Annotated in this window: 13 protein-coding genes; 9 read left to right on the forward strand and 4 right to left on the reverse strand. The window is 66.0% G+C overall.

The window, feature by feature from the left end; translation table 11 throughout:
* The first annotated feature begins 75 nt into the window (after positions 1 to 75).
* Positions 76 to 459 (forward strand): HPF/RaiA family ribosome-associated protein, encoded by a 384-nt coding sequence (locus tag ACI48D_RS04505; RefSeq protein WP_435570015.1) that lies wholly within the window; start codon positions 76 to 78, stop codon positions 457 to 459.
* A gap of 12 nt (positions 460 to 471) precedes the next feature.
* Here the strand turns inward: ACI48D_RS04505 and ACI48D_RS04510 are convergent, their stop codons facing one another.
* Positions 472 to 1,293, reverse strand: a complete 822-nt coding sequence (locus tag ACI48D_RS04510) for a helical backbone metal receptor (protein WP_435570016.1) — start codon at positions 1,291 to 1,293, stop codon at positions 472 to 474.
* A 112-nt stretch (positions 1,294 to 1,405) separates the two neighbouring features.
* Here ACI48D_RS04510 and ACI48D_RS04515 point away from each other — a divergent pair, with 112 nt between their 5' ends.
* Together ACI48D_RS04515 and sbcB are read left to right on the forward strand one after the other, a co-directional pair.
* The gene (locus ACI48D_RS04515; protein WP_435570017.1) at positions 1,406 to 2,365 is read left to right on the forward strand and encodes a diguanylate cyclase; all 960 of its coding nucleotides are present in this window, start codon (positions 1,406 to 1,408) and stop codon (positions 2,363 to 2,365) included.
* Between the two features lie 109 nt (positions 2,366 to 2,474).
* Positions 2,475 to 3,923 carry an exodeoxyribonuclease I gene (gene sbcB, locus ACI48D_RS04520; RefSeq protein WP_435570018.1) on the forward strand — a complete coding sequence of 483 codons (1,449 nt, stop codon included), beginning with the start codon at positions 2,475 to 2,477 and terminating at the stop codon, positions 3,921 to 3,923.
* A 1-nt stretch (position 3,924) separates the two neighbouring features.
* Here the strand turns inward: sbcB and pyrF are convergent, their stop codons facing one another.
* Complete coding sequence (gene pyrF / locus ACI48D_RS04525; protein WP_435570019.1) at positions 3,925 to 4,743, reverse strand: orotidine-5'-phosphate decarboxylase; 819 nt, start codon at positions 4,741 to 4,743, stop codon at positions 3,925 to 3,927.
* A 153-nt stretch (positions 4,744 to 4,896) separates the two neighbouring features.
* On the opposite strand from pyrF, the gene ACI48D_RS04530 reads away from it, so the two are divergent.
* From ACI48D_RS04530 to ACI48D_RS04545, 4 genes are read left to right on the forward strand one after another with little or no spacing between them, the layout of a single operon-like run.
* Positions 4,897 to 5,523 (forward strand): LemA family protein, encoded by a 627-nt coding sequence (locus tag ACI48D_RS04530; RefSeq protein ID WP_435570020.1) that lies wholly within the window; start codon positions 4,897 to 4,899, stop codon positions 5,521 to 5,523.
* Positions 5,524 to 5,536: 13 nt separating this feature from the next.
* The gene (locus ACI48D_RS04535) at positions 5,537 to 6,391 is read left to right on the forward strand and encodes a TPM domain-containing protein (protein WP_435570021.1); all 855 of its coding nucleotides are present in this window, start codon (positions 5,537 to 5,539) and stop codon (positions 6,389 to 6,391) included.
* Positions 6,391 to 6,894 (forward strand): TPM domain-containing protein, encoded by a 504-nt coding sequence (locus tag ACI48D_RS04540; protein WP_435570022.1) that lies wholly within the window; start codon positions 6,391 to 6,393, stop codon positions 6,892 to 6,894. The genes ACI48D_RS04535 and ACI48D_RS04540 overlap by 1 nt, the downstream gene beginning before the upstream one ends.
* 56 nt (positions 6,895 to 6,950) lie before the next feature.
* Entirely contained in the window at positions 6,951 to 7,715 is a 765-nt protein-coding gene (locus ACI48D_RS04545; RefSeq protein ID WP_435570023.1) for an SDR family NAD(P)-dependent oxidoreductase, read from the forward strand.
* Between the two features lie 519 nt (positions 7,716 to 8,234).
* Here ACI48D_RS04545 and ACI48D_RS04550 read toward each other — a convergent pair.
* Positions 8,235 to 8,513: a hypothetical protein gene (locus tag ACI48D_RS04550; RefSeq protein WP_435570024.1), complete on the reverse strand. Its 279-nt coding sequence runs from the start codon at positions 8,511 to 8,513 to the stop codon at positions 8,235 to 8,237.
* Positions 8,514 to 8,708: 195 nt separating this feature from the next.
* Here ACI48D_RS04550 and ACI48D_RS04555 point away from each other — a divergent pair, with 195 nt between their 5' ends.
* Both ACI48D_RS04555 and ACI48D_RS04560 read left to right on the forward strand, forming a co-directional pair.
* On the forward strand, positions 8,709 to 9,110 hold the full coding sequence (locus ACI48D_RS04555) for a VanZ family protein (protein ID WP_435570025.1): 402 nt from the start codon (positions 8,709 to 8,711) through the stop codon (positions 9,108 to 9,110).
* Positions 9,111 to 9,275: 165 nt separating this feature from the next.
* A complete protein-coding gene (locus ACI48D_RS04560; protein ID WP_435570026.1) occupies positions 9,276 to 10,001 on the forward strand; it encodes a hypothetical protein in 726 nt (241 codons plus the stop codon).
* A gap of 87 nt (positions 10,002 to 10,088) precedes the next feature.
* Here ACI48D_RS04560 and ACI48D_RS04565 read toward each other — a convergent pair whose 3' ends face one another.
* Entirely contained in the window at positions 10,089 to 12,746 is a 2,658-nt protein-coding gene (locus tag ACI48D_RS04565; RefSeq protein WP_435570027.1) for an NAD(P)-binding protein, read from the reverse strand.
* Positions 12,747 to 12,759 lie beyond the last annotated feature (13 nt).

Genomic DNA, 12,759 nt, shown 5'->3' on the forward strand with positions numbered 1-12,759 from the left:
CTGAGCGCGGCGAATTCGTGGGAAGGTGTAAGATCGTTTCAACAGTGGCAACTATTTTAAGGATTGGAGCGATTTATGGAAATCAACATCAACACCGACAACACCATCGACCGCCACCAGGGCCTCGACGAGCGGGTGCGCGAAGCGGTCGAATCGAGCATCAGCCGTTTCGAGCAGGTCCGCCGCGTCGACGTCCACCTGAGCAACCAGAACGGCCAGAAGCACGAGGACGGCGACAATTACTGCATGATGGAAGCGCGCGTGGCGGGCTACGAGCCGGTGGTCGTGCACGCCCACGCCGCCGACCTGCACTTGTCGATCTCGGGCGCCGTCAGCAAGCTCAAGCGCGCACTGGACAGCGCCCTGGGCCGCCTGGCCGACAAGAACAAGCGCGAGCCGCTGCCGATGGATGCCGACGTCCCCGCCGAGTCCTACAAGGGCCTGACGGACAACCAGTAAAGCGCCGGTAACTCAGCAGCCCTCCAGCATCGCCCTCAGGCTGCGCAGGTAGCGCAGCCCTTCGAGGGCGCGGCTGCCGTACCACGACATCATCTCGCCGTCGACCAGGAACACGGGAATCCCGATCTGCTTTTCCAGCGCATCGGCATGCTCCTCCGTGAAGCGGTAGGGCTCGGTCGACAGCAACACCGCATCCAGCCCGTCCACCAGCGCCTGCGACCATTCGAAGCGCGGATAGCGCTCCCCTTCGCCCAACAGCGGCACGCGCCAGCCCAGTTCGGCCAGCATGCTGGCGATATAGGTGTCGCTCGACACCGTCATCCACGGATCCTGCCAGATGCAGTACAGCACCGTGCGCTGCGGCCCCGGCGGCGCCGCGCGCAAGGCCGCGTATTCCTCTTCGAAGGCGGCGCACCAGCGTTCGGCAGGGAGCGAAGCGCCGAAGATCCCGCCCATCAGGCGCGCGAGAATCAGGTTGTCGCGCGGCGTGTTCGGGTGCGTGACCACCACGTGCGGCACGAATTCGGCCAGGCGTTCCACGGTCGGCTTCTCGTTCTCGTCGATGTTGACCACCACGTGGGTCGGCGCCAGCTTGCGGATCTTCTCGATGTTGACGTCCTTGGTCCCACCCACCTTGGGGATGGCGGCGACCGTGTCGCGCGGATGGATGCAGAAACCGGTGCGCCCGACCAGCTTGTTAGCCAGGCCCAGTTCGCACAGCAGTTCGGTGATCGAGGGCACCAGGCAGACGATGCGGGCGTCCGGGGCCGGCGCGTGGCGCTGCCCGAGCGCGTCGATCAAGGAGTCGGATAGATGAGGAGTCGATGGGTTCATGCCGCTATTGAAACACTGTTGTTTATGCGGCGCCAGGCCTCGGCGGGGAAGTTGCAATGAGTTATCATTTCGAGCTCATCCATATTGACATCCCGACCATCCGAGGCTGCACTTGAATATCATCGGCGCCTTTGGCGCTTCCCGCCATGCGATCCGCGACCTGCAGCTGTTCCGCGACGCCGACACCCCGGCCGTGGCGGCGCTGCTGGCCGCCTGCCCGGTGATCCGGGTGGCGCAGGACGAGCCGGTCGAGGACGGCCTGCGGGCCCGCCTCTACATCGTACTGTCCGGCTCGCTCGGCGTGCAGCCGGCGACCGCGTCCGGCAGCGGCGAGATCCAGCGCATCCTGCCCGGCGAGAGCGTGGGCGAACAATCGGTGCTGGACGATGCCGCCAACCTCGACGCCATCACGGCGCTGGAAGATTGCGAACTGCTGGTGGTCGAGCCCGACCTGCTGTGGCGCCTGATCGACGAAGCCGACGGCGTCGCCCGCAACCTGCTGCGCCTGCTGTCCTTCCGCATCCGCGCCGCCAACGCCCTGCTGCGGCGGCGCCAGAAGCTGGGCGAGTTCTACCGCCAGCTGTCGATGAACGACGGCCTGACCGGGCTGTACAACCGCGCCTGGCTGAACGACATGCTGCCCGCGATGGTCGCCCGCAGCCGCCAGGACGGCACCCCGCTGTCGCTGGTGATGATCGACCTCGACCACTTCAAGCGCTTCAACGATACCTACGGCCACACCGCCGGCGACACCGCCCTGGCCACCGCCGCCGCCGTGATCCGTAACGCGCTGCGGCCCTCCGATTTCGCGGTGCGCTACGGCGGCGAGGAGCTGATGGCGATCCTGCCGAACACCAACCGCGTGCTGGCCGAGATGGTTGCCGGGCGCCTGTGCGGGCGCCTGCGCGAGACGGTCGTGTTCGACGACATGCGCGTCGCCCTGCCCCACCTCACCGCCTCGTTGGGCGTCGCCAGCCTGGCGCGCGGCCAGGACGAGCGCAGCCTGGTCGAAGCCGCCGACGCGGCCCTGTACCGGGCCAAGGAGGCCGGCCGGGACCGCATCAGCACCTGAAGGTTCCGTGCAAGTTCTTGCGTCCCGGCTGGAGAAGTGAGCTGGAGCTGAGCAGGCCGGCCGGTTAGAATGACCCGTCACAACTTATGAGCAAACCCCAGAGCTCCCAATGAGCAAGCACACCTTTCTCTGGCACGACTACGAAACCTTCGGCGCGGTACCGCGGCGCGACCGCCCGGCCCAGTTCGCGGCCATCCGCACGGATGCCGAGCTGAACGAGATCGGCGAGCCGGTCATGCTGTACTGCCAGCCGGCGCCCGACTACCTGCCGGATCCGCAGGCCTGCCTGATCACCGGCATCACGCCCCAGCACTGCCTGGAGCACGGCGTTCCGGAACACGAGTTCGCCAAGCGCGTCTGCGAAGCCTTCAGCGAGCCGGGCACGGTCGGGGTCGGCTACAACACGATCCGCTTCGACGACGAGGTCACGCGCTTCCTCTTCTGGCGCAACATGATCGACCCGTATGCGCGCGAATGGCAGAACGGCTGCGGCCGCTGGGACTTGCTGGACGTGGTGCGCATGACCTATGCCCTGCGCCCGGACGGCATCCACTGGCCGATGAAGGAAGACGGCAAGCCCAGCTTCCGGCTGGAAGACCTGACCCGCGCCAACGGCCTGGTGCACGAGGCGGCGCACGACGCCTTGTCCGACGTGCGCGCCACGATCGCGATGGCGCGCCTGATCCGCAGCAAGCAGCCGAAGCTGTTCGACTTCTGCCTGGAGCTGCGCCGCAAGGACAAGGTGGCCAGCGAGATGGGCCTGCACCTGGAGCGCAGCCAGCGCCGGCCGGTCCTGCACGTGTCCGGCATGTTCCCGGCCGAGCGCGGCTGCCTGGGCCTGGTGTGGCCGCTGGCCACCCACCCCACCAACAAGAACGAGGTGCTGGTCTGGGACTGCCGCCACGACCCGTCCGAGCTGTTCGGGCTGAATGTGGACACGATCCGCGAGCGCCTGTTCACGCGCGCCGCCGAGATGCCGGAAGGGATGACCCGCCTGCCGATCAAGAGCGTGCACCTGAACAAGTCACCGATGCTGGTCGGTAACCTGCGGACCCTGGACCCGGCCCTGGCCGCGAAGTGGGAACTGGACATCGAGCAGTGCCTGCAACACGCGCGCATCGCGGCCGGCGGGCCGGACATGGCCGCCGTGTGGCAGAAGGTGTTCCAGCGCGAGGCGGCAGGCGCCGGCGTGGACGTCGACGAAGACCTGTACAACGGCTTCGTCTCGCAGGGCGACCGGCGCCAGCTGGAAGCGCTGCGGGCCGAGCATCCCACCGGCCTGGCAGGCAGGCAGCCGAGCTTCGAGGACGAACGGCTGGCGCAGATCCTGTTTCGCTACCGCTGCCGCAACTTCCCGCACACCCTGCACGAGCACGAGCTGGAAACCTGGGAGGCGCACCGGTCGGCGCGCCTGTTCGACGGCCTGGGGGGCGCCCGCACCATCGAGCAGCTGTTTGCCGAGATCGATGCGCTGTCGGAGACGGCGGACGAGCGCACCGAGGAGATCCTGGGCGCGCTGTACGACTACGCGGAGTCGATCGCGCCGGTCCGGTATTGACCTACCTGTATTGATTGATCGCGTCGCGCGTTTCCAGCGCCACGCGGCGCGCGGCGGCGGCGAAATCCTCGTCGCCTTGCGGCTTCGCGTAGATGATCGCCCGCGAAGAATTGATCATCATGCCGGCGCCGTTCGCCGTGCGGCCGGACGTCACGGTCGCGGCGATGTCGCCGCCCTGGGCGCCGATGCCCGGCACCAGCAGCGGCATGTCGCCCACCAGGGCGCGCACCTGGGCCAGCTCCTGGGGGAAGGTGGCGCCGACCACCAGCGCGCATTGCCCGTTCTTGTTCCACTTGTCGGCTACCAGCTGCGCCACGTGCTGGTACAGCGGACGTCCGCCCACGTCGAGGAACTGCAGGTCCGAGCCACCGGCGTTCGAGGTACGGCACAGCACGATCACGCCGCGGTCCGGCCACGCCATGTACGGTTCCACCGAGTCGAAGCCCATGTACGGGTTGACCGTGACGGCATCCGCGCCGTAGCGGTCGAAGGCTTCGCGCGCGTACTGGTGCGCGGTAGCGCCGATGTCACCGCGCTTGGCGTCCAGGATCAGGGGGATGTGCGGATAACGTTCTTTCACATAGCGGCAGAGCGTCTCCAGCTGGTCTTCCGCGCCCAGCGCGGCGAAATAGGCGATCTGCGGCTTGAAGGCGCAAGCCAGGTCGGCGGTCGCGTCGACGATGGCCTTGCAGAAATCGGCGATGCCTTGCGGATGGTCGCGCAGATGCGCCGGGAAACGCTCGACGTCCGGATCGAGTCCGACGCATAGGAGGGAATCGTTGCTGCGCCAGGCGGCATTCAGCTTGTCAATGAAGTTCACGGCAGGCCCCTTGTCTCTTGTTGCAAACCCACTATTGTACCGCGCCGCGCCGCGCTTGCCTCCTTCCGCCGCCCCTGCGCATGGGCAATACGCCGCTGCACGGCGAATTGCGGTATATTTTTAGTCATTCGACAACTCGGTATGGAACTCCTCATGACGCACACTGCTTCGACGCCTTCTCTGTTCACGCGCTGGGCCGCCATGCTGCTGGCCGCGGTCCTTGCCGGCTCGCTGCTGTCGGGCTGCGGCTACAACGAATTCCAGGCCAAGGACGAGGCAACCAAGGCCGCCTGGAGCGAAGTCGTCAACCAGTACCAGCGCCGTGCCGACCTGATCCCGAACCTGGTCAATGTGGTCAAGGGCTATGCTACCCATGAACGCGAAACGCTGGAAGCCGTGACCCGGGCGCGCGCCGCCGCCACCAGTTTCCAGATCACGCCGGAAGTGCTGAACAATCCGGAAGCCTTCCAGAAGTTCCAGCAGGTACAAGGCGAGCTGTCGAGCGCGCTGTCGCGCCTGATGGCCGTGTCGGAAAATTATCCGAACCTGAAGGCCGACACCCAGTTCCGCGACCTGCAGTCGCAGCTGGAAGGCACCGAGAACCGCATCACGGTGGCGCGCCAGCGCTACATCGCCTCGGTCCAGGACTACAACGTGCTGGCGCGCAGCTTCCCGACCAACCTGACGGCGAAGATGTTCGGCTACCAGCCCAAGCCTTCGTTCACGGTCGAGAACGAGCGCTCGATCTCGACCGCGCCGAAGGTCGACTTCGGCAAGTAAGCGGACGCGCCCGATGAATCCGATCCTGCGCCTGTTCCAGGGCTTCGCCCTCGCCCTTGCCCTGCTCCTCGCCGGGCCGGCCAGCGCGCAGCTCAAGCCGGTGCCGCAACTGAGCGCGCGCGTCACCGACGAGGCCGGGATGCTGACACCGGAGCAGCGCCAGAACCTGGAACGGGTGCTGGCCGACTACGAAACCCAGACCGGCAGCCAGATCGCGGTGCTGCTGGTGAAGTCGACCGAACCCGAAGCGATCGAGCAATACGGTATCCGCGTGGCCGATGCCTGGAAGCTGGGCCGCAAGGGCGTCGACGACGGCGTGCTGCTGCTGGTCGCGCGCGACAACCCGTCCTCGCTGCGGCGCCTGCGCATCGAAGCCGGGCGCGGGGTGCAGGGCGTACTCACGGATGCGCAGTCAAAGCGCATCCTGCAGGACACGATCGCCCCCCACTTCCGCCAGAACGATTACTACGGCGGCCTGGTCGCCGGCGTGGGCGCGATCGAAACCCTGCTCAACCAGGAAAAATTCCCCGCTCCCCAGGCCCGGCAGGGCCAGGCACAGCAGCAGACCCAGGACGAGGACGGCGGCCCGGGCATCATCATGAGCATCTTCTTCATCGTCATCGGCTTCATGGTGCTGCGCTCCTTGTTCCGTCCGCGCCGCGCCAGGCTGACGCCGGGTTTTGGTGGCCGCAACGCCAGCGGCTGGAACAATTCCACTACCGGCTTCATCCTCGGCAGCATCCTTAGCAACATGAACAATCACCGCGGCGGCGGCGGTTTCTCGGGCGGCGGCGGCTTTTCCGGCGGCGGCGGCTTTTCGGGCGGTGGCGGCAGTTTCGACGGCGGCGGCGCCTCGGGGGACTGGTAATGGATGGCAAGTTCAAGCGCGCACTGCGCCACCTGCTCAGCAGCAGGAACGAGGCCGAGCGCGCGTTTCCACCCGCCACGCTGGCAGCCATTGCGGAAGCGATCACGGCCGGCGAGCAGGCCCACCGGGGCGAGGTCCGCCTGGTGGTCGAAAAATCGCTGCCCCTGTCGGCCGTGTGGGAAGGCGTGAGCAACCGCCAGCGCGCAATCTCGCTGTTCGCCGACTACGGCATCTGGGACACCGAAGACAACTGTGGCGTGCTCATCTACGTCAACCTGGCCGACCACAAGATCGACATCGTGGCCGACCGCGGCATCAACCGCAAGATTCCTCCCGCCACCTGGCAGGCGATCTGCGACACCATGACCGCCGGGTTTGTGCAGGGCCGCTTCCACGACGCCACGCTGGACGCGGTGGGCCAAGTCAACGCCCTGCTGCGCCAGCACTTCCCGTCGAATGGCACGCGGCCGAACGAGCTGCCGGACCAGCCCCTCATGCTATAGCGCGCCCCGTAGCGCCGGTACAATGGCGTTTTTTTTCCCATCCAGGAAAGCCTGCCATGAAACTTGCCCAGAAAGTCGCCATCGTTACCGGAGCCAGCCGGGGAATCGGGTATGCCTGCGCCGAGCGCCTGGTGCGCGAAGGCGCGCGCGTGATGCTGGTCGACGTGCGCCAGGAAGGCGCGGCCGCGGCCGAGGCGCTGGGCGACAACGCCCGCTTCGTCGTCGCCGATGTCAGCCAGAAATCCGATGTCGATGCCATGCTGGCGGCCACCCTGTCCGCCTTCGGCCACGTCGACATCCTGGTCAACAATGCCGGCGTCACCCACGCCGCCGATTTCCTCGAGCTGACCGAGGAAGACTTCGACCGCGTGCTGCGCATCAACCTGAAGTCGATGTTCCTGTGCAGCCAGGCGGTGGCACGCGAGATGGTCAAGCGCGGCAGCGGCTGCATCATCAACATGTCGAGCGTGAACGCCGAGCTGGCCATCCCGAACCAGATTCCCTACGTGGTTTCGAAGGGCGGCGTCAACCAGCTGACCCGGGTGGCCGCGATCGCCCTGGCGCAGCACGGAATCCGCGTCAACGCCATCGGCCCGGGCACCATCCTGACCGAACTGGCGAAGAATGCCGTGATGGGCAGCCCGGAGGCGCGCCACACCATCCTGTCGCGCACGCCGCTGGGGCGCTGCGGCGAGCCGGAAGAGATCGCCGGCATCGCAGCCTTCCTCGCCAGCGACGACGCCGCCTACATGACAGGCCAGACCCTGTATGCGGACGGTGGCCGGATGGCGCTGAATTACACGGTGCCGGTGAAGGAGTAAAGGCGAGCCCAACAATTATCAGCTTGGCGAATATCGGGTATCCAAAATCAAAATTGGACATATATATCGCGCCGCAACATAATCTTACCTGTCTCCACTATTCTCCTCCAAGAAAATAGTTTGAAGCCCGCTCACTTAGCGGGCTTTTTTTTTATCCGCCGCCGGCGATAGACCAGTCTCAGCTGAATTCGTTCTCGACCAAATCCGTGTTTGTTTGAGACGTGTCATGTCCGAGTCACATTCGGCTCCTATACTGGGTTCATCCGCATACACGCAATCGATATGCGTGATCGCGGAAAGGCGTGCCGCCACGCGGTGCGCCGCACCGGATTCTGCGTCTCTTGTCCCGATCTTGGGTTGTGCCCGTCCTCCGTGGCGGGCATTTTTTTGTTCCGTTCGGTCACTGGCCTCGACGCAACACAATAAAGAAAATTAATCACCAGGGCGCTTGATCTGATCCAGGATTTCGCTATGATGAATTTCGCGCTTGCGTTTTTTCATGGAGCCAGTCCAATGACTTTATCTGAAGCAATGACGCCACCCCAGCAGCACTCCTCCCAACCATCGCGCCGACGACAGCCCGCCGACGACTACCTTGTCCTTAGCGAACTGAATCCGCGCATGGTGATCGACCACCTCGACGATGAAGAACTGCCTCTTCACGTACTGACTTTCGGCAGCGTCCGCGAGATCTGCCCGAAGTGCCGGACCCATCAACTCAAGCTCGTATTGCGACAGCAGACCATACGCGTCGCCCATCTCTTCTGCGCCGAGTGCGAAAGCTGCTTCGACGCCCATTACCCCAACGGGACTCCCGCGCTCACGATCTGACGCGCTCCCGCCCTTGGCCGACGTTCCGCAAGACGGTGCGCCGGTGCCAGGGGCAAACATCCGGGTTAACGCTTCGGTATGGCACGGCTCGACGGCCGTGCAGACGTTCAGGCGTACGTCATGGTAAGGTTCGGGTTTTATCTATCTCACTTGTTCCTTTCCATGATCGCCATGCTGTCCCAGCTGCTGACGCACCCCCGCCTACGCTTCGCCTGCCTTGCCTGCGTCGCGCTCATGTACCTCGCCATCGTCGTCACCGGCAATATTCCAGGGGCGCGCGCCGACATCGGCCAGTATGCGCCCGGGGTGGTGCTGCATTCCACGGCCTATGCCGTCCTGGCCTGCCTGTGCTTCCTGGGCAGCAGCGGCGGCCCCGCCGCGCGCGCCGTGAAGGCCGTGCTGGCAGTGGCCCTGATGGGGGCCGGCGACGAATTCATCCAGAGCTTCTTCCCCTACCGCGGCGCCGACGTGCGCGACTGGGCCGTGGACTGCGGTTCGGCTATCCTGATGAGCCTGGTGCTGTGGCTCGTGCTGCCGAAAGCGGCACTGGAAGCCAGACGCTGAGTCCAGCCACGCCGCAAATTCCCCTCCCCCGCCGTGTCCTTGACGTGGCTCATGCTCAACCCGAGTCAACTGGAACGTCGCCTCCAAACGCGCCTCTTACCCAAGTGGCACGCGGCATCGTCACGCACATACCTGACATATCCATCCCATCAGAAGGAGTTGATCATGAAGCTAAAACACCAGAGCGTACTCCTGGCAGGCTTGCTGACGCTGGCTTTCGGGTTGTCCGCGTGCAGTTCCATGCGCGGCGGCAGTAGCGGCAGCGGCATGGAAAGCGGCAGTTCCACCAGCAGCGGCGGCAGTGGCGGCATGTCCGGCACCGGCGCCGGCACCGGCAGCAGCGGATCGGCCGGCTGGGGCGGCGGCACCGGCAGTTCGGGCAGTTCGGGCACCTCCGGCAGCGCCACTGGCTCGGGTTACGACCAGTCCGGCTCCGGCGCCGGCTCCTCGGCCACCGGCACCTCAGGAAGCTCGGGCACCTCGGGCAGCGGCACGTCCGCCGGCGGCACCTCCGGCACCGGCACGGGCACCACCAACACTGGTACAAGCGCCGGCACCGGCGGCAGCGCCACCACCGGTCAGGGCTCGTATGGCGCGTCCAGCACGGGGGCGGCCACCGCGGCGAGCTCCAGCCCGAATGCCACGATCCTGGCGGTCGAAGTCGTTCCGCGCCAGGCTAGCAGCTCGTCCGGCGCGGGTTCGGTCGGCGCCGCGGCAGTGGGCGGCAGCGGCACCAGCGGCAGCACCGGCAGCTCGACCTCGTCCGACCGCGTCTACCGCATCACCCTGCGCATGGACGACGGCAGCACCCAGGTGATCACCCAGGAAACCACGCCGGATTTCCGCAGCGGCGACCGGGTCAACCTGGCAGGCGGCGTCATCCAGCACTGAAATCAATAGGCAGCTTCCACCAGCTAGCCCCGCTGTGCCACAGCTGGGGCAGCAAACCTGCTCCGACGAAGCTTACGCTGTCCCCGCTTACTCCGCGCTCACCTTTTGCGCGCGGCGGCGCTTGGCCAGCACGGTCTCGGCACCGCGCTTGCCCGCCAGCAGGGCGTGGTCGGAGTTGTAGTACTCCCACTCGCTGTAGCGCCCGACCAGGGTGATATCGAAGCCTTTCAGCCAGACCTTGCAGGTCTCGACGTTGCGCGCGCGCTGGTGGTCGTACAGCACGTAGGCATACGGCATGTCGACCTGGTTCGCGGCCAGGATCCGGTCGCCGTCCTGGATCATCCCGACCTTGCGGCAATCCTCGATCGCGCGGGCGATGAGTTCGTCGCCGTCGAGCGGCAGCGGCTTGGTCGGCGAATACGAGATCTCGCAGGTGAAGCCGAAGCCGCCCGGCGGGTTGCATTCCGGCGAGGCGTTGCCCTGCACGAAGATGCGGTGAAAGATCGTGTCTTCCGGATAGTAGATCCAGTGCTTGTCGGTGACGACGCGCTCATTGTCGATACCGATGCCGATGTTGACGCAGCGGATCGATACATGGCGCAGGCCCTTGGCCGCTTTCCTCACCTCTTCCGGCGCCTCGTCGCCGATCGCCTTGATCAGCTCCGGCAGCGGCATGGTCGAAATCAGGTCGTCGTAGCGGAAGCGCCGGCCGTCGGCCAGGGCGACGATGTGTTCGCGCGGCAGTACCTGCACGACCTCGGCGCCCAGTTCGATCTTGCCCTTGATATGCGGCAGGAAGCCGTTCATCAGGGCCTGGAAGCCGCCCTTCAGCGGATAGCCGAAGCGCGCGTTCGGCCCCACCGGCTTGGGCACCGGTTCCAGAGCCCCCTGGACGATCTCTTCCAGGTTCGGCAGCGGCACCCGGCCGCCCAGCCAGGACGTTTCCATCTCGGCCAGGGGCACGGTCCAGAGCTTGCGGTTGTAGGGAATGGCGAAGTGCTGCGCGATACCCTTGCCCCAGACCTGGTAGATGAACTGCTCGAAGTTCTTCACCTGTCCCTTGACCGACTGGTCGGTGTTGCAGACATCCGTGGTGCCGTCGGCGCAGCAGTCGTCGATCGTCTTCGCATCGGCGGCGTCGTTGGCGCCCGCCTTGTCGCCGTAGCGGGCTTCGATGGCGCCCATCACGCACTCGGTGATGACCTTCGGCGGCAGGCCGTACAGCGCACCCTGGAAGGGATAGCGGGTGTACACGCCCTTGCTGTAGATCCAGGCTTCGCGGTTCTGCCAGTGCACGTTATCGCCCAGCAGCACCTCGTACATCTTCAGCACGTAGGGGTCGTTCGAGAACATGATGTGGCCGGCGTGGTCGAAGGTGAAGCCATGGTCCTCGATCGAGCGGCACCAGCCGCCGACGGTCTCGTTGCGGTCCAGCAGCAGGGTGTCCGCGCCCAGGTGGTAGGCGGCCGACAGCCCGGTCGGGCCGGCGCCGATGATGACGGTGCCGACGTGGCGCGCGCCCTGGCTGCGCAGCGGATTGACCTTGGGCGCGGCGCTGCCCGCCTGCGGCGCCTGCTGCGCGCCCGCGTGCACCTTCGCATGTGAAGCGGCGTGCGCACTTGCGGCGCGCTGCGCGGTCGTGCCCACGCTGCGCGGCGGCGTCGATTCCAGCAGCTCGTGCATGTGGGTTGCCGTGTTGTCCCAGGAGGTCGCGGCGACGACGGCGTTCATCGCCTCGACCATGCGCGCGCGCTGCTCCGGCGTCTGCCCCAGCGCCGCTTCGCAGGCGGCGACGAATTCACGCGCGCCGCTGGCGATCGCGACCACGTGGCCGTAGGGGTTGGCGACGTCGGCGATCGGCGTGCTCACGATCGGCAGCTGGGCCGCCATGTATTCGAGCACCTTGGTCGGGCTGATGAATTTGGTCGCTTCGTTGATCGCGAACGGCATCAGGCAGACATCCCAGCCGGCCAGCAGGTCGGGCAAGGCCTCATAAGGCTGCTGGCCCAGGTAATGGATGTTGGCGCGGCGCGGCAGCCGCTCGGGGTCGATCTTCACGACCGGGCCGGCCAGCACGATCTGCCACTCCGGATGGGCGTCCGCGACTTCGCCGACCAGTTCGGGATCGAAGCGCTCGTCCAGCACGCCGTAGAAGCCGAGGCGCGGATGCGGGATGTCCTGCTGCTGCGGATGGATGCGCGAACGGTCGAGGGCCTGCTGGAAGTGCACCACGTCGACGCTGCTGGAAAAGCAGTGCACGTTCGGGTGGCGGTGTTTTTTCGCCTCGTACAAACTTGGACCGCCGGCGAACACCAGGTCGGCGATGTTCAGCAGCGCGCTCTCGCGCTGCAGCAGCTGTTTCGGCGGATTCCTGAACGAGGCCAGCTCGTCCATGCAGTCGTACACCACCAGCGCAGGCTGGAGCGACTGCAGCAGGGGCAAGGCCATCGGCGTATAGAACCAGGCAATGACCTGCTCTCCCGGCGGTGCCAGCTGCGCCATCATTGGCTGCAGCAGCCGCAGCTGGTCGTCGTGGAAGCCGACGGCATGGATCGGGGTATGCGCGCGGCACACGGTCACGTTCGGTGCGGGTTGGGACCGCTGCATGAACGGGGCGCCGTCATCGAATTCCGGCTCCTCGACGAACAGGACCGGATAATGCTGCGCCAGGCGCGACAGCAGGTGCTGCGGCCGCTGGAAGACGAAATCCCAGCGAAGGTGGCTGAAAACGACGATCGTGGTCATGATGGCTCCTTCA

Source organism: Massilia sp. LXY-6 (genome assembly GCF_051233485.1).
Classification (GTDB): domain Bacteria; phylum Pseudomonadota; class Gammaproteobacteria; order Burkholderiales; family Burkholderiaceae_D; genus Telluria.